The organism is Pseudomonas sp. zjy_15, assembly GCF_043101865.1.
In the GTDB taxonomy this organism is placed as follows: Bacteria; Pseudomonadota; Gammaproteobacteria; order Pseudomonadales; family Pseudomonadaceae; genus Aquipseudomonas; species Aquipseudomonas putida_Y.
Window position 1 is genome coordinate 21,005 of the sequence record NZ_JBICII010000050.1, and the last position, 15,815, is coordinate 36,819.

The window sequence follows — 15,815 nt, forward strand, 5'->3', positions numbered from 1 at the left end:
CCTTGAAACTGCTGATTCTCGACCGTGACGGGGTGATCAACTACGACTCCGATGCGTACATCAAGACGCTGGAAGAATGGGTGCCGATCCCCGGTTCGGTCGATGCGATCGCGCAGTTGAGCAAGGCGGGCTGGACGGTGGCCGTGGCCACCAACCAGTCCGGCATTGCCCGTGGCTACTACCCGCTGGCAACCCTCGAAGCCATGCACGCGCGCCTGCGCGCGCTGGTGGCCGAGCAGGGCGGCGAGGTGGGCCATATCGTGTATTGCCCGCATGGGCCGGACGAAGGGTGCGATTGCCGCAAGCCCAAGCCCGGCATGCTGCGGGCGATCGCCGAGCATTACCAGATCGGCCTGAAAGGCGTCTGGTTCGTCGGCGACAGCAAAGGTGACCTGGAGGCCGCCCTGGCCGTCGGTGCACAACCCGTGCTGGTGAAGACCGGCAAGGGCGAGCGGACCCTGGAAAAAGGTGTCCCGGAAACTACACTGATTTTCGACGATCTGGCAGCTATCGCCAGAGAACTAATTTAAACAGTGCGCCTTTTGGCGCATTTTTCACAGGCGGGCATGCCCCGCAATGGTACAAGCCACTATGTCGATCCTGCAGGCGATCAGAATCTTTCTTTTTTACCTGCTGCTGGGCACCAGTTCGCTGCTGTGGTGCTCGCTGAGCTTCTTCGTCGCGCCGTTCCTGTCGTTCCCCAAGCGCTACAAGTTCATCAACGTGTACTGGTGCCGCTGCGCGCTGTTTCTGGTGCGCACCATCCTGGGCATCGACTACAAGATCACTGGCGCCGAGAACGTGCCAGCTGAGCCTTGCGTGATTCTGTCCAATCACCAGAGCACCTGGGAAACCTTCTTCCTGTCGCAGTACTTCTCGCCGCTAAGCCAAGTGCTCAAGCGCGAACTGCTGTATGTACCGTTCTTCGGCTGGGCCATGGCCATGCTGCGGCCCATCGCGATCAACCGCGACAACCCCAAGGAAGCGCTGCGCCAGGTGGCGAGCAAGGGTGACGAACTGCTCAAGCAGAAGACGTGGGTGCTGATTTTCCCAGAAGGCACCCGTGTGCCGTTCGGCACCATCGGCAAGTTCTCCCGCGGCGGTACCGCACTTGCCGTGAATGCCGGGCTGCCGGTGCTGCCGATTGCCCACAACGCCGGCAAGTTCTGGCCCAAGGCCGGTTGGGGCAAGCGTGCCGGTACAATCGAAGTGGTCATTGGCGAACCGATGTACGCCAACGGCACTGGGCCACGGGCCATCGCCGAACTCAACGACCGCGCTGCAGCCTGGAACGAAGCGACCCAGCGGGCCATGGGATCGCTGCCGCCAGCAGAGGAAAAACCTCAGGAGCAGATGGCATGATCTTCTGTGGATAACTTGTGTGCAGTTTTTGGATTAAATGCTTGAATTGATAGCTAAGCCTTTGAATTTGCTATTTATTTTTATGTATGAAATTTTTCTGAAAACCGTGCATAAGTTTTTTTGAGGCATAAGAAAACCGGCTTTTACAGCCGGTTTTTTTATGGCATGTGGACAGCATCAGACTTTGTCGATATCGACATCCTTGGTTTCTTTCAGACAGAAGATCCCTACTACCAGGCTGATCCCGGTCACCAGCACCGGGTACCACAGCCCGTAGAAGATATCCCCGGTGTAGACCACCAGCGCGAACGATACGGTAGGCAGGAAACCACCGAACCAGCCGTTACCAATGTGGTAGGGCAGTGACATCGAGGTGTAGCGGATGCGGGTCGGGAAGAGCTCGACCATCACCGCCGCCAACGGACCATAGGTCATGGTCGCGATCAGGATCATCGCCACGATCAGGACCACCACCATTACCTGGTTGACCTGCGCAGGGTCGGCTTTGGCCGGGTAACCAGCCTGCTCGATTGCAGCACGCATGGCAGCTTCGTCAAAACCGTTGATGGTCTTGTCACCGATGTTCACCACCACATCACTGCCGGCCACGCTTACCGAACTGTACGGTAGACCCTGCTTGACCAGGAAGGTCTTGACCTTGTCGCACGGGCTGTCGAAACGAGCCTTGCCCACTGGGTCGAACTGGAATGTGCAGCCTTGCGGGTCGGCGGTGACCACGATCGGCGCCTGACGGCTGGCGGCGTCGATCTGTGGGTTGGCGTAGTGGCTTAGCGCCTTGAACAGTGGGAAGTACAGTACCGTGGCGAGCAACAGGCCAAGCATCAGGATCGGCTTGCGGCCGATACGGTCGGACAACCAGCCGAAGAACACGAAGAACGGCGCGCCAATCACAACGCTGATGATGAGCAGGGTGTTGGCCTGAGCCGAGTCCATTTTCAGCATCTGGGTCATGAAGAACAGAACGTAGAATTGCGCCGTGTAGAAGGTCACGGCCTGCCCCGCGTTGATGCTGAACAGGGCGGTAAGCACCACTTTCAGGTTTGGCCAGGAGGTGAACGACTCACGGATGGGCGACTTGCTGACCTTGCCCTGAGCCTTCATTTTCACAAAGGCCGGCGACTCGTGCATGCTCATGCGAATCCAGGTAGAGATCGCCAGCAGCACGATCGACAGCAGGAACGGCAAGCGCCAGCCCCAGGTTTCGAACTGGTCGCCACTGATATACCGGCTACCCAGCACCACCAAGAGCGACAACAACAGGCCCAGCGTTGCGGTGGACTGGATGAAACCGGTGTGTAAACCACGCTTGCCGGGCGGCGCATGCTCTGCCACGTAAGTGGCTGCACCGCCATACTCGCCGCCCAGCGCCAGCCCCTGAAGCATGCGCAGGATCACCAGGATGATCGGTGCGGCGATGCCGATGCTGGCGTAGGTGGGCAACAACCCCACAGCGAAAGTGGACAGGCCCATCAGCACGATGGTGACCAGGAAAGTGTACTTGCGCCCGATCATGTCACCCAGGCGGCCGAACACCAGCGCGCCAAACGGCCGCACCAGAAAGCCCGCAGCGAAGGCCATCAGGGCGAAGATGAAAGCGGTGGTATCGTTCACGCCAGCGAAGAACTGTTTGCTGATGACCGCTGCCAACGCACCATAGAGAAAAAAGTCATACCACTCGAAAACCGTCCCGAGGGATGACGCGAAAATGATCTTGCGTTCTTCACGGCGGCTGGGGCTGCTGGCCACCGCATCCTGCTCTTGGATGTAATCCGACATCGTTGCTGTCCTCGGCCGTTAGGCCACAGTGATTATTCTTGTTGTTCCACTGTCGGCGACTTCTGACCGCAAGCCGCCGGTACTGCACGCACCCGGGTCAGGGCGTCGGTAACGCGTCTTGGTTCAGGTAGGTCTGGGTAGCAGCTCCTTTGAGGATCAGTTGCGCCGCCTTTTCGGCGATCATCAGGGTGGGGGAACACGTATTGCCGGAAGTTATCTGCGGCATGATCGAAGCATCGGCTACACGTAGACCGGGGATGCCATGCACGCGCAGCTGGTTATCCACAACGTCCATGGCACCGTTGCCCATGCGACAGGTACCGACCGGGTGGAAGATGGTGGTGCCGATCTTGCCAGCGGCCTCGAACAGTTCTTCCTCGCTTTGCAGCGCCGGGCCCGGCAAATATTCCTTGGGCTCGAAAGCGGCGAGGGCAGGGGCCTGGACGATGCGCCGGGTCAGGCGAATGGCATCGGCAGCAACCCGCAAGTCCTGGGGAGCACTGAGGTAATTGGGATCGATCAGCGGCGTGCTGTTCATGTCGGTGCTGCAGATGTCGATGCGCCCACGGCTGGCCGGGCGCAGGTTGCACACCGAGGCAGTAAAGGCCGGGAACTGATGCAACGGCTCACCGAAGCGTTCCAGTGACAGCGGCTGTACGTGATACTGAAGGTTGGCGGTGGCCTGTTCGGGGCTTGAACGCACGAACGCGCCTAACTGGCTCGGCGCCATGGCCAGGGGCCCGCTACGGTCGTAGAGATAACGCAGGCCCATGCCCATCTTGCCCCATAGGCTGTTGGCCATCTGGTTCAAGGTGCGGGTGTTGCGGATCTGGTAGATCAGGCGCAGTTGCAGGTGGTCCTGCAAGTTGCCACCAACGCCGGGCATATCGTGGCGAACACCAATGCCCAAGCTTTCCAGCAACTGACGCGGACCGATGCCGGAGCGCTGGAGGATGCCCGGTGAACCAACCGCCCCAGCACAGAGGATGATCTCGCGACGCGCCGCAAACTCATGCCAGGACCCTTGCCAGAGCGCCTTCACCGCCCTTGCGCGGGTGTTGTCGAGCAGTACCTGGTCAACCTGCACGCCAGTCAGCACGGTGAGGTTGGCGCGATCCTTGATCGGCCGCAGGAAGGCTTTGGAAGCGTTCCAACGTACACCACTGCGCTGGTTGACCTGAAAATATCCACAACCCTGGTTGTCGCCGGTGTTGAAATCCTCGACCTTGCCAATACCGCTCTGCTCGGCGGCATCACGGAAAGCATCAAGGATCGGCCAGCTGTAGCGTTGGCGCTCGACCCGCCATTCGCCCTCCGCGCCATGGTGCTCGCTGGCGCCGGCAAAGTGGTTTTCGCTGGCCTTGAACAGCGGCAACACATCTTTCCACGCCCAGCCGTCGTTGCCTTGCGCGGCCCAATGGTCATAGTCGGCGGCTTGGCCCCGCATGTAGATCATGCCGTTGATCGAAGAACAGCCACCTAGCACCTTGCCCCTTGGATAACCCAAAGCGCGACCACCGAGGCCAGGCTGTGCCTCGGTCTTGAAGCACCAGTCGGTGCGCGGGTTGCCGATGCAGTAGAGGTAACCGACGGGGATGTGGATCCAGGGATAATTGTCACGGCCACCCGCCTCCAGCAGCAGCACGCGGCAGGAAGGGTCGGCGGACAAACGATTGGCCAGCAGGCATCCGGCGGGACCGGCCCCTACCACCACGTAGTCGAAGACAGAATCGGCTGACGGCATGTGCAACCTCGCGCCTGTTTTTTATTCTTGTCCCGGTCCATCTTAGTGAGTAATTTCGTGGTGGAAACACGAGATTTCGCGCAGCCGCTGTGCGTTTTAGCACAGTGGCAAGCCTGTACCGACCTCTTCGCGGGCGCTCCCGCTCCCAACGGGACCACGTTGCCTTCAGGATGTTCAGCGCACCTGGACTGCCCGCGAAGAGGCCGGAACGAACTGCCAAAAAGGACAAGCATGTTCGACTGGAACGATCTGCGGTTTTTCCTCGAGTTGCAGCGCAGCGGCCGCCTGCTGACTGCCGCCAAGCGCCTGAACACGACCCACAGCACCGTGGCCCGGCATATCGAGAGCATCGAGCAGAGCCTGGGAACCGCGCTGTTCGTGCAGCATGCCCAGGGTTACGAGCTGACCCCCTCGGGCCAAGCCCTGCTCAAGCATGCCGAAGCCATGGAAAACGTCGCCCTGCTGGCGCAGGAAGAAATCACCCAGGCCATCACCCCGCTGGGCAAGATTCGCCTGGGGGTGACCGAAGGCATCGGCATCATGTTCTTCACCCCGCGCATGAACGCGTTGTTCGAGCGCTACCCCGGCCTGGAAGTGGAGTTGGTGGCGGTGCCGCGTTTCGTCAGCATCCTCAACCGCGAGGCAGAAATCAGCATCCATCTGGAGCGGCCCAACGCCGATCTGCTGATCACCCGCAAACTCACCGACTACCGCTTGGCGCTATACGCCAGCCAGGACTACCTGGACCGCGCGCCGCCATTGCGCCACCGCGAAGACCTGGCCCGGCACAGCTGGATCGGCTACGTCGACGATTTGCTGTTCAGCCAGGAACTGCTGTTTCTCAACAGTTTCTGCCGAGCACCCAACGTGGTGTTTCGCAGCACCAGCGTGATCGCCCAGCAAGCCGCTGCCCGCGCAGGGCTGGGCATCGCCGTGCTGCCCAATTACATGGCGCGCCACGACCCGACACTGGTGCGCGTGCTGCCGGGTGAGACCATCCAGCGCAGCTACTGGATCTGCACCCGCCGCGAGCTGCACAAGTCTGTGCGCCTGCGGGTGGTGTGGGACTACCTGCTGGCGTTGTGCGCGGCCGAACAGAGTGAGCTGCTAGCCCAGTAGCGCCTTGCCCGCCAACAACAGGGCAGCGACCCAACCTGCCACGGCAAACATCTGCTGCAGGCGCGGCCCGGCCAACCTGGCTGCCAAGGGTCGCGCCAGCAGCAGGCCGAGCACCGCGCCGACGGCAAACGGGGCGCCAACCTGCCAGTGCATGACGCCTGCAAGGCTGGCGCTGACCACACTGCCGGTAGAGACCAAGGCAATCACCGCCAGCGAGGTGGAGACGATGCTTGCCATGCGCAGGTTGGTGTAGCGGTTCAGGGCCGGGATAATGACGAACCCCCCACCCACGCCGAGCAGGCCGGACAACAACCCGGACAGGGCCCCCGTGAATGCCAGTGCGCGCGCGCAGGGCAGGGTCCAACGCAAACGCCCCTGCAGAGGGTTCAGCACACACGGCTCGATAAAGCGATGGGCGTCATTGGCTTCGCCACGCAGTTCTTTGGCCGCCTTGCGCCAGATGCGCAGGCAGGCATAAACCAGCACCCCGGCGAACGCCAACTGCAACGGTGTATTCGGCAGGCGGTGCGCCAGCATCAGCCCGAACGGCGCTGCTGCCACACCAACCAACGCAATGAACAGCGCGGCCCGATAACGCACCAGCCCTTGTCGCAAGCCCAGCACTGCGCCAACCGCCGCAGCCAAACCAACAGCCAACAGGCCGACCGGTGCCGCCTCGACCATCGATAGCCCCAGGCCGAACACCAGCAAAGGTACAGCGAGAATGCCACCGCCTGCGCCGGTCAGTGCCAGCACCGCGCCGATGATTGCGCCCAGGCCCGCTCCTAACAGTTGATGCTCGATCACTGCCCACCCTCGGCTACCAGTTGCGGGCGTGCCAACCACTCGCGCCCCTTGAGCATGCCTTGCCAGTACAACGGTGGTAGCGCCTGTGCTTTGAGCAGCCAGGCCAAGCGTGTTGGCTTGCGGCCATCCAGCAACCAATTGGGGAAGCTCGGTGCCAGCTTGCCGCCATAGGTGAACTCGGCCAAGACGATCTTGCCGCGCTCAACGGTAAGCGGGCACGAGCCATAGCCGTCGTACTGGGCCAGGGTTGCCAGCCTGCCCAGTGCCACCAGCACATTGTTGGCGACCACCGGTGCCTGCTTGCGGGCCGCCGCGGCGGTCTTGGCGTTGCTGGTGTTAGCCACGTCACCCAGGGCATGAACGTTGGTGTATTTGCGATGGCGCAGGGTATGCGGATCGACGTCGACCCAGCCGGAGCTATCGGCCAACGGGCTTTCGCGAATGAAGTCTGGCGCCACCTGTGGTGGTACCACGTGCAGCATGTCGAAGGCCTCGATCCGCGTTTCGCTGCTGCCATCGGGCAAGGTACGCAAGAATGTAGCGCGCTTGCCCGGGCCGTCTACGGCAACTAGCCGGTGGGAGAAGTTGAGGTCGACGGCGTATTTTTCGATGTACTTCATCAGCGCGGGCACGTAGTCGGCGACACCGAACAGTACGGCACCCGCATTGTAGAAGCTGGCTTTCACCGCCCCCAAATGACCATGGCGCAGCCAGTGGTCGCAAGACAGATACAGCGCCTTCTGTGGTGCACCGGCGCACTTGATCGGCATGGGCGGCTGGCTGAACACCGCCCGTCCTTGCTTGAGCTTCTGCACCAGTTCCCAGGTATAGGGCGCCAGGTCGTAGCGATAGTTGGAGGTGACACCGTTGCGGCCCAGGGTCTCGCTAAGCCCATCGATGGCTGCCCAGTCCAGCTTGAGGCCGGGGCAGACGATCAGCTGTTCATAGCTGATGGTACGACCATCATCGAGGATGACCAGCTGACCCAACGGGTCGAATCCCTGTACCCGCGCCTTGATCCAGCGAACACCGCGAGGAATGGTCGACGCCATGGTGCGGGCAGTGCTTGGGGCCTTGAACACACCGGCGCCGACCATGGTCCAGCCGGGTTGGTAGTAGTGCACTTCGGCAGGGTCGATCAAGGCGACGTCCAACGATGGGTCGCGGCTGATCAGACTGGAAGCAGTGGCGATACCGGCGGCACCGGCACCGACGATGACCACCTTGTGGTGGTCGGTATTGGCAGGGGACAACAAGGCAGGCATGGCGGCAAATCCTGGAAATCTGATTATGAGGGCAGGGCGGTTACAGCTTGTTCAGCGGGATCTTCAGATAGCTCACACCGTTCTCCTCCGGTGGGGGCAGTTGGCCGCTACGCATGTTCACCTGCACCGAAGGCAGGATGAGCACGGGCATTTCGAGCGTCTTGTCGCGGGCCTCGCGCATGGCTACGAAGCTGTCCTCATCGATACCCTGATGGATGTGAATGTTGTGGGCACGTTGCTCGGCGACAGTAGTGACGTACTGCATGTCGCGGCCACCCGGCAGGTAGTCGTGGCACATGAACAACCGAGTCTGGTCGGGGAAGGCCAGCAGGCGACGGATTGAGCGGTACAAGGTGCGGGCATCGGCCCCGGGAAAGTCGCAGCGGGCGGTGCCATAGTCGGGCATGAACAAGGTGTCTCCAACGAAGACCGCGATCTCGCCGGCATCCTCGATCATGAAACTCATGCACGCGGGTGTGTGCCCAGGTGTGTGCAGCGCCCGAGCCTGCAGGTTGCCAATCCGGAAGCCTTCCTCGTCTTCGAGCAGCACATCGAACTGGCTGCCATCTCGGGCGAAGCCGGGCTCTGCGTTGAACAAGGCGCCAAACACTTTCTGCACCTGGGTAATGTGCGCGCCGATAGCGGTATGGCCGCCCAGCTTTTCCTTCAGATAGGCAGCGGCTGAAAGATGGTCGGCGTGTACATGGGTTTCCAGCACCCACCGCACACTGGCATTCAGCTCGTTCACGCGCTCGATCAGGCGATCAGCCGAAGCACTGCAGGTACGCCCGGACTTGGGGTCGTAATCCAGCACGCTGTCGATCAATGCGCATTGTCGGGTTTCACGGTCCATGACCAGGTAGCTGATGGTCGAGGTCGCCTCGTCGTAAAAGGCGTCCACGTGAAGGTTGTTGCCGATGATCATCACGTTCTCCAATTTATCCGCCCCGCCTTGTACAGGCGTAGGCAGTGACAGGAGCTTTATCAAGATGCATGCCAGGCTTTTTGCCACTCACTGGCCAACAAAACCGGCCAGTTGCAGACAGTTGCCGATAAAACTGACAGCCCAGATGGCAGTCGACTGACAGCTAATGGCAGTGTTTGGCAGTCCTTGTTACCCTGCATCGGTCATCCATACGGTGCCGTCATGCCTGAAGCCCATCCTCTCATCCTAGCTCTGGTTTCCTACCTTGAGCACGATGCCCTCCCGACCATCGTGTTGGACACCGACTACAACATCCTCGCCGCCAATGCGGCCTATCGCCGTCAGTTTGGCCGGCATGATCAGGCCCCACTGGGCGAGAAGTGCCACAGGGTTTCGCATCACTACGCTGTGCCGTGCGACCAGGCTGGCGAACATTGCCCGATGCGCAAAGCGTGGGACAGCAAGGTACCGGAGCGGGTATTGCACATTCATCACACACCACGCGGCCCGGAGCATGTGGATGTCGAGTTGCGGCCGATCCTGGATGAACAGGGCAAGGTAGTGGCCTTTGTCGAACGCCTCACCACCATCACCCTCGCCTCGGCGCAGCCTCAGGAGCAAGGGTTGGTCGGCCGCGCGCCAACCTTCAAGGCCGCGCTGGCCAGCCTGCAGCGTGCGGCACCGGCGCAGATCCCGGTGTTGTTGCAGGGGGAGTCGGGGACCGGTAAGGAGCTGTTCGCCCGTGCAGTGCACATGGGCAGCCCCAGGGCCAACGGCCCGCTGGTAGTGGTCGACTGCACCGGCCTGACCGAGTCATTGTTCGAGAGTGAATTGTTCGGCTATGAGAAGGGCGCGTTCACCGGAGCGAATCAGCGCAAGATAGGCTTGGCCGAGGCGGCCCATGGCGGCACCCTGTTCCTCGACGAAATCGGTGAAGTGCCGCTGGCGATGCAGGTGAAGCTGCTGCGCCTGATCGAGTCCGGCAGTTTCCGTCCCGTGGGCAGCCTGCGCACTGTGCATTCGGATTTCCGCCTGATATCGGCCACCCACAAACCGCTCAAGAAAATGGTCGCGGATGGCTCTTTCCGTGAAGACCTTTACTACCGCATCAGCGGCTTCCCGATTCGTCTGCCTGCGTTACGCGAACGGGTGGAAGATCTACCGCTACTCGCCCAGAGCCTGCTGCAGCGCATGGCCGGCCAGCCGACGCCCAGGCTGAGTGAAGACGCCTTGCAGCAACTTGCGTTGCATCCGTTTCCGGGCAATATTCGCGAGCTGCGCAACATTCTGGAACGCGCGCGTTTGTTTGCCGATGACGGTGTGATCAGACCGGAGCATTTGCCGGAAGACACCGGACTGGCTGGCGCAGCTAAAGGAAGCGGCCGTCGCATTGACCTGGGTGAATTGGCGCAGGCGCTGGAGCAGTTCAAGGGGTCGCGTAGCGAACTGGCCAGCCACCTAGGCATGAGTGAACGCACGCTGTATCGCCGCTTGAAAGCGCTCGGGCTGCACTGAAAGAACGGCAGACTTTACCGGACCTTTACCTGCGTCCTGACATTACAAGGGAAAAATCGTGGTCTGATCAGTTAACCGAATCTGGCAATCAATACGTGCCAGGCGATAACACGCAGAGGACCGCATCAAATGAAGAAAACCCTAACCGTGATCTGCGCCGCGCTCATACTCAGCGTACCGCTGGCCAGCTTCGCGCAGCCTGGCCCACCTGATCGACATGATGGCAGCCGATCGCACCAAGGCAACCCGCCACATGCTCATCCGCACCAGCAGGGCCGCCATGACAACGGCCGCGGTCCTGCTTACCGAGATCCAAACTTCCGTCCACAGCACGGCATGCCGATACCTCATAAGCAGTGGCACCGTGGTCATGCCGTTGATCCACATTACCGTGGTGACCGTTACTGGGTAACCGACTGGAAAGCGCGCCACCTGTATGCGCCACCTCGTGATCATCGCTGGCTGTATGTGAATGGCGACTATGTGCTGGTGGCTATTGCCAGCGGTGTGATCGTGAACATTCTCACCGGCTACTGATTTTTTGCAGACACTAAAAAGCCCGCATCAGCGGGCTTCTTAGTGTCTGGCGACTTACACCTGATCAGAAGTCCAGGTTCGAGACCGACAGCGCGTTACTTTCGATGAAGTCACGACGCGGCTCGACCGCATCACCCATCAGGGTGTTGAAGATCTGGTCAGCAGCAATGGCATCTTCGATCGTGACCTTGAGCATGCGGCGAACGGTCGGGTCCATGGTGGTTTCCCACAGCTGGTCCGGGTTCATCTCACCCAGCCCTTTGTATCGCTGAATCGTATGGCGCTTGGTGGTCTCGTTCATCAGCCAATCCAGGCCCTCTTTGAACTCGACGATTGCCTTGCGACGTTCACCGCGCTGTACGTACGCACCTTCACCCAACAGGCTCGACAGCTTGGCACCAATGTTGACTACGGTACGGTAGTCATTGCTGCCGAAGAAGTCGCGGTTGAACGTGATGTAGCTGGCTAAGCCATGGGAGGTGATCTCTACTTCAGGCAGCCATACGTTGCGCTCTTTGTCTTCACGCAGGCTGGCGTTGTAAGCCAAGCCAGACTTCTGATTGGAGTTCAGACGCGCCTGGAACTGGGCCAGCCAGGCCTGCATCACAGCGTGGTCGCCCAACTGCTCCAGAGTCACCTCCGGCAGGTAGACGAAGTGCTCAGTCAGCTCTTCCGGGTACAAGCGCGACAGGCGCTTGAGGGTCTTCATGACACTACGGAACTCATTCACCAGCGCTTCCAGCTGCACACCAGAAACTGCTGGCGCGGATTCGTCCAGGTGCAGGCTGGCATCTTCCAGAGCCGACTGGGTCATGTACTCTTCCATGGCCTCATCGTCCTTGATGTACTGCTCCTGCTTGCCTCTCTTCACCTTGTACAGCGGTGGCTGGGCAATATAGATGTAGCCACGCTCGACCAGCTCCGGCAGCTGACGGAAGAAGAAGGTCAGCAGCAGCGTACGGATGTGCGAACCGTCAACGTCAGCATCGGTCATGATGATGATGTTGTGATAACGCAGTTTATCGATGTTGTACTCTTCGCGGCCGATACCACAGCCCAGCGCGGTGATCAGCGTGCCCACTTCCTGGGAAGAAATCATCTTGTCGAAGCGCGCTTTCTCGACGTTGAGGATTTTACCCTTCAGCGGCAAGATCGCCTGGGTACGACGGTTGCGGCCTTGCTTGGCCGAGCCACCCGCAGAGTCACCCTCCACCAGGTACAGTTCGGAGAGGGCAGGATCCTTCTCTTGGCAGTCCGCCAGTTTGCCCGGCAGGCCAGCGATATCCAGCGCACCTTTACGACGGGTCATCTCACGAGCTTTACGTGCAGCTTCACGGGCGCGAGCAGCGTCGATCATCTTGCCAACGACGGCCTTGGCCTCGTTCGGGTTTTCCAACAGGAAATCGGCGAAGAACTTGTTCATCTCCTGTTCCACGGCGGTTTTCACCTCCGAGGAGACCAGCTTGTCTTTGGTCTGCGAGCTGAACTTCGGATCCGGTACCTTTACCGAGATGATCGCGGTCAGGCCTTCACGGGCGTCGTCGCCAGTGGTTGCCACCTTGTTCTTCTTGGCCAGGCCTTCCTGCTCGATGTAGTTGTTAAGGCTACGGGTCAGCGAGGAACGGAAGCCCACCAGGTGGGTACCGCCATCACGTTGCGGAATGTTGTTGGTGAAGCACAGCAGGTTTTCGTTGAAGCTGTCGTTCCATTGCAGGGCGACTTCAACACCCACGCCATCGTCACGCTGAACGTTGAAGTGGAAAACCTGAGAGTTGACCGGCGTCTTGTTGGTGTTCAAGTACTCGACGAACGCACGCAGGCCGCCTTCGTACTTGAAGAACTCTTCCTTACCGCTGCGCTCATCCTTCAGCAGAATGCCGACGCCCGAGTTGAGGAACGACAGTTCGCGGATACGCTTGGCCAGGATGTCCCAGCTGAAGTGAATGTTCTTGAAGGTTTCAGCCGATGGCTTGAAGTGGATGTGGGTACCCGTGGTTTCACTGTCACCAACAACCGCCATAGGTGCTTGTGGAACACCGTGAACGTAAGTCTGTTCCCAGATCTTGCCGCTACGGCGAACGGTCAGAACCAGCTTTTCGGACAGGGCGTTCACAACCGACACACCTACACCGTGCAGACCGCCGGATACTTTGTAGGAGTTGTCGTCGAACTTACCGCCGGCGTGCAGCACAGTCATGATGACCTCGGCTGCGGAAACGCCTTCTTCCTTATGCACATCGACCGGAATGCCGCGCCCGTTGTCGCGCACACTGATAGATTCGTCCGGGTGGATGATGACAGTGATGTCATCGCAGTGACCGGCGAGGGCTTCGTCGATCGAGTTGTCGACCACCTCGAAGACCATGTGGTGCAGGCCACTACCATCATCGGTGTCGCCAATGTACATGCCGGGACGCTTGCGTACGGCATCCAAACCTTTCAGCACCTTGATGCTGGAGGAGTCGTACGTTTGATTTTCGCTCATGCCTTCACTCCCGATGGTCGTGGGTCTGGGTGATACGGCCTTGTTCCACGTGGAACAAAGCAACTGGCGTTTCCGTCTGCCAGCCTTCCCTCAGTAATTCGTGATCTACACAGGTGATGAACACCTGGCAGCGTAATTCTTCAAGCAAGCGGCACAGTGCGCGGCGATGCTGGTCATCCAGTTCGGACGGCAAGTCATCCACGAGATAAATACAGTGACCGCGGCGAGCCTGACTAACGAGATGGCCTTGGGCAATGCGCAATGCGCATACCACCAACTTTTGCTGACCACGCGAAAGGATGTCGGCTGCATTGTTGCCAGCCAACCGCAAACGCAGATCAGCACGCTGCGGACCGGCTTGGGTATGGCCCATCTGCTGATCGCGAAGGAGAGAGGAGGCGAGTACTTCTTGCAGTTCGCGGTCCTTGTCCCAGCCTCGGTAGTAGCTTAGGGTCAACCCGTCCAGCTCGACCAGTTCGCTCAGGGTTCGCTCGAAGACGGGCTTCAAGGCCTTGATGTAGTTGCGACGGTATTCATCTATTTCCGCGCTAGCCAGGCACAATTCCCGGTCCCAGGCGGCTTGCGAAGCTGGGTCAAGTGTACCATGACGCAACCATGAGTTCCGCTGCCGCAGCGCCTTCTGAAGGCGTTGCCAGGCTGGCAGAAAACGAGGTTCCACGTGGAACACCCCCCAATCCAGAAACTGGCGGCGTATTTTGGGGGCACCTTCAAGCAGCCGGAAGCTGTCTGGGTTGATGAGCTGCAGCGGCAGTAACTCAGCCAATTGCGCGGCGCTGCGCGCATTCTGCCCATCGATGCGGATAGTGAACTCCCCTTGTCGCTCACGGGACACACCCAGGTTGCTCGTGCCCCCCTCCGTCAGCTGCACCTCGCCGAACACCGTACAGGCAGATTGTTCGTACTGAATAACCGGATTCAGGCGGGTGCTGCGAAATGAACGGGCCAGGCCGAGCAAATGCACGGCTTCGAGCACGCTGGTCTTGCCGCTGCCGTTGGAGCCGTAAAGGATGTTGATGCGGGGGGAGGGTAAGAGTGTCACCGGGTGCAAGTTGCGCACCGCGGTGACCATGATACGTCGAAGGGACATTTCGCCTGCTACAGGTTACAGGCGCATCGGCATGACAACGTAGGAAGAATCGTCATTGCCAGCTTCCTGCAGCAGCGCACTGCTGTTTGAGTCGGACAGGATCAGACGAACTTGCTCAGTAGTCATCACGCCCAGCACGTCCAGCAAGTAGCTGACGTTGAAACCAATTTCCAGCGAGCTACCTTCGTAGTCCACGCTGATTTCTTCTTCAGCTTCTTCCTGCTCGGGGTTATTAGCCTGGATCTTCAGTTGTCCGGCAGCCAGTTGCAGGCGAATACCACGGTACTTCTCGTTGGAGAGAATCGCAGTACGGCTGAAGGCTTCACGCAGCGCCTGGCGGTCTCCGACAACCAGCTTGTCACCGCCTTTGGGCAGTACGCGCTCGTAGTCCGGGAATTTGCCGTCCACCAGCTTGGAGGTAAAGGTGAACTCGCCAGTAGTGGCGCGAATGTGATGCTGACCCAGCACGATGCTGACCATGCCTTCTGGGTCTGTCAGCAGGCGCGCCAACTCCAGGATACCTTTACGCGGCACGATGACCTGGTGTCGATCCTCCTGCTCGATCGGCGCGCTCATCGAGCAAAGCGCCAAGCGGTGACCGTCAGTGGATACGGCGCGCAACGTGTTGCGGGAAACCTCAAGCAGCATGCCGTTAAGGTAGTAGCGCACATCCTGCTGGGCCATGGCGAAGCTGGTTCGCTCGATCAGGCGACGCAGCTTGCTCTGCTCCAGGTTGCAGGTCAGCGAACCCGGGCCTTCTTCCACAGTCGGGAAGTCGTTGGCAGGCAGGGTCGACAGGGTGAAGCGGCTGCGGCCGGCCTTTACCAACAATTTCTGCTCATCGACCTTGATATCGATCAGGGCGTCGTTAGGCAGGCTTTTGCAGATGTCCATCAGCTTGCGCGCCGGAACAGTGATTTCGCCAGGCTCGGCCGGCTCATCCAGTTGCACGCGGCCTACGAGTTCGACTTCCAGGTCGGTACCGGTCAACGACAGTTGCTGGCCTTGTACGACCAGCAATACGTTGGACAGGACCGGCAAGGTCTGACGGCGCTCGACGACACCGGCGACCAGTTGCAGGGGTTTCAACAGGGCTTCGCGTTGAATGGTGAAATGCATGGTCTAGTCCCTTGCCTTCAATTAGCTGCGCA

At 60.0% G+C, this 15,815-nt stretch carries 13 protein-coding genes; 5 read left to right on the forward strand and 8 right to left on the reverse strand.

The annotated features are described in order from the left end of the window. The first annotated feature begins 2 nt into the window (after positions 1-2). Positions 3-530 carry a D-glycero-beta-D-manno-heptose 1,7-bisphosphate 7-phosphatase gene (gene gmhB, locus ACF8EF_RS09055; RefSeq protein ID WP_176682973.1) on the forward strand — a complete coding sequence of 176 codons (528 nt, stop codon included), beginning with the start codon at positions 3-5 and terminating at the stop codon, positions 528-530. A gap of 46 nt (positions 531-576) precedes the next feature. Next, positions 577-1,362 carry a 1-acyl-sn-glycerol-3-phosphate acyltransferase gene (locus ACF8EF_RS09060; RefSeq protein WP_176682972.1) on the forward strand — a complete coding sequence of 262 codons (786 nt, stop codon included), beginning with the start codon at positions 577-579 and terminating at the stop codon, positions 1,360-1,362. A 177-nt stretch (positions 1,363-1,539) separates the two neighbouring features. On the opposite strand, the gene ACF8EF_RS09065 is transcribed toward ACF8EF_RS09060, so the two are convergent. Together ACF8EF_RS09065 and ACF8EF_RS09070 are read right to left on the reverse strand one after the other, a co-directional pair. Beyond that, a complete protein-coding gene (locus ACF8EF_RS09065; RefSeq protein WP_392461453.1) occupies positions 1,540-3,159 on the reverse strand; it encodes an MFS transporter in 1,620 nt (539 codons plus the stop codon). Positions 3,160-3,256: 97 nt separating this feature from the next. Beyond that, complete coding sequence (locus ACF8EF_RS09070) at positions 3,257-4,903, reverse strand: GMC family oxidoreductase (RefSeq protein WP_392529079.1); 1,647 nt, start codon at positions 4,901-4,903, stop codon at positions 3,257-3,259. 231 nt (positions 4,904-5,134) lie between these two features. Here ACF8EF_RS09070 and ACF8EF_RS09075 point away from each other — a divergent pair, with 231 nt between their 5' ends. Further along, positions 5,135-6,022, forward strand: a complete 888-nt coding sequence (locus tag ACF8EF_RS09075; RefSeq protein WP_021784548.1) for a LysR family transcriptional regulator — start codon at positions 5,135-5,137, stop codon at positions 6,020-6,022. Here the strand turns inward: ACF8EF_RS09075 and ACF8EF_RS09080 are convergent. Genes ACF8EF_RS09080 through ACF8EF_RS09090 form a run of 3 tightly spaced genes read right to left on the reverse strand, consistent with a single transcriptional unit; the run spans position 6,011 to position 9,019 of the window. Then, positions 6,011-6,829 (reverse strand): sulfite exporter TauE/SafE family protein, encoded by an 819-nt coding sequence (locus ACF8EF_RS09080; RefSeq protein WP_392461457.1) that lies wholly within the window; start codon positions 6,827-6,829, stop codon positions 6,011-6,013. The two genes, ACF8EF_RS09075 and ACF8EF_RS09080, sit on opposite strands and share 12 nt — an antisense overlap. After that, on the reverse strand, positions 6,826-8,094 hold the full coding sequence (locus ACF8EF_RS09085) for an FAD/NAD(P)-binding oxidoreductase (RefSeq protein WP_176682968.1): 1,269 nt from the start codon (positions 8,092-8,094) through the stop codon (positions 6,826-6,828). The genes ACF8EF_RS09080 and ACF8EF_RS09085 overlap by 4 nt, the downstream gene beginning before the upstream one ends. Before the next feature lie 40 nt (positions 8,095-8,134). Then, positions 8,135-9,019, reverse strand: coding sequence for an MBL fold metallo-hydrolase (locus ACF8EF_RS09090; protein ID WP_176682967.1), 885 nt, complete (start codon positions 9,017-9,019; stop codon positions 8,135-8,137). Positions 9,020-9,241: 222 nt separating this feature from the next. Here ACF8EF_RS09090 and ACF8EF_RS09095 point away from each other — a divergent pair, with 222 nt between their 5' ends. Continuing rightward, positions 9,242-10,534 carry a sigma-54 interaction domain-containing protein gene (locus tag ACF8EF_RS09095; protein WP_392461459.1) on the forward strand — a complete coding sequence of 431 codons (1,293 nt, stop codon included), beginning with the start codon at positions 9,242-9,244 and terminating at the stop codon, positions 10,532-10,534. A gap of 129 nt (positions 10,535-10,663) precedes the next feature. Continuing rightward, the gene (locus ACF8EF_RS09100; protein WP_392461461.1) at positions 10,664-11,071 is read left to right on the forward strand and encodes an RcnB family protein; all 408 of its coding nucleotides are present in this window, start codon (positions 10,664-10,666) and stop codon (positions 11,069-11,071) included. Positions 11,072-11,135: 64 nt separating this feature from the next. On the opposite strand, the gene gyrB is transcribed toward ACF8EF_RS09100, so the two are convergent. From gyrB to dnaN, 3 genes are read right to left on the reverse strand one after another with little or no spacing between them, the layout of a single operon-like run. Beyond that, the gene (gene gyrB, locus ACF8EF_RS09105; protein WP_103469538.1) at positions 11,136-13,556 is read right to left on the reverse strand and encodes a DNA topoisomerase (ATP-hydrolyzing) subunit B; all 2,421 of its coding nucleotides are present in this window, start codon (positions 13,554-13,556) and stop codon (positions 11,136-11,138) included. 4 nt (positions 13,557-13,560) lie between these two features. Next, positions 13,561-14,664 (reverse strand): DNA replication/repair protein RecF, encoded by a 1,104-nt coding sequence (recF, locus tag ACF8EF_RS09110; RefSeq protein WP_176682964.1) that lies wholly within the window; start codon positions 14,662-14,664, stop codon positions 13,561-13,563. Positions 14,665-14,679: 15 nt separating this feature from the next. Continuing rightward, complete coding sequence (gene dnaN, locus ACF8EF_RS09115; RefSeq protein WP_021785316.1) at positions 14,680-15,783, reverse strand: DNA polymerase III subunit beta; 1,104 nt, start codon at positions 15,781-15,783, stop codon at positions 14,680-14,682. Positions 15,784-15,815: the final 32 nt, after the last annotated feature.

What these genes read in the sequence shown, in the direction of transcription:
- ACF8EF_RS09060 (WP_176682972.1), top strand. Translation starts at nt 577, where the DNA reads ATGGTACAAGCCACTATGTCGATCCTGCAGGCGATCAGAATCTTTCTT.
- ACF8EF_RS09065 (WP_392461453.1), bottom strand. Translation starts at nt 3,159, where the DNA reads ATGTCGGATTACATCCAAGAGCAGGATGCGGTGGCCAGCAGCCCCAGC.
- ACF8EF_RS09070 (WP_392529079.1), bottom strand. Translation starts at nt 4,903, where the DNA reads ATGCCGTCAGCCGATTCTGTCTTCGACTACGTGGTGGTAGGGGCCGGT.
- ACF8EF_RS09075 (WP_021784548.1), top strand. Translation starts at nt 5,135, where the DNA reads ATGTTCGACTGGAACGATCTGCGGTTTTTCCTCGAGTTGCAGCGCAGC.
- ACF8EF_RS09085 (WP_176682968.1), bottom strand. Translation starts at nt 8,094, where the DNA reads ATGCCTGCCTTGTTGTCCCCTGCCAATACCGACCACCACAAGGTGGTC.
- ACF8EF_RS09090 (WP_176682967.1), bottom strand. Translation starts at nt 9,019, where the DNA reads ATGATCATCGGCAACAACCTTCACGTGGACGCCTTTTACGACGAGGCG.
- ACF8EF_RS09095 (WP_392461459.1), top strand. Translation starts at nt 9,242, where the DNA reads ATGCCTGAAGCCCATCCTCTCATCCTAGCTCTGGTTTCCTACCTTGAG.
- ACF8EF_RS09100 (WP_392461461.1), top strand. Translation starts at nt 10,664, where the DNA reads ATGAAGAAAACCCTAACCGTGATCTGCGCCGCGCTCATACTCAGCGTA.
- gyrB (WP_103469538.1), bottom strand. Translation starts at nt 13,556, where the DNA reads ATGAGCGAAAATCAAACGTACGACTCCTCCAGCATCAAGGTGCTGAAA.
- recF (WP_176682964.1), bottom strand. Translation starts at nt 14,664, where the DNA reads ATGTCCCTTCGACGTATCATGGTCACCGCGGTGCGCAACTTGCACCCG.
- dnaN (WP_021785316.1), bottom strand. Translation starts at nt 15,783, where the DNA reads ATGCATTTCACCATTCAACGCGAAGCCCTGTTGAAACCCCTGCAACTG.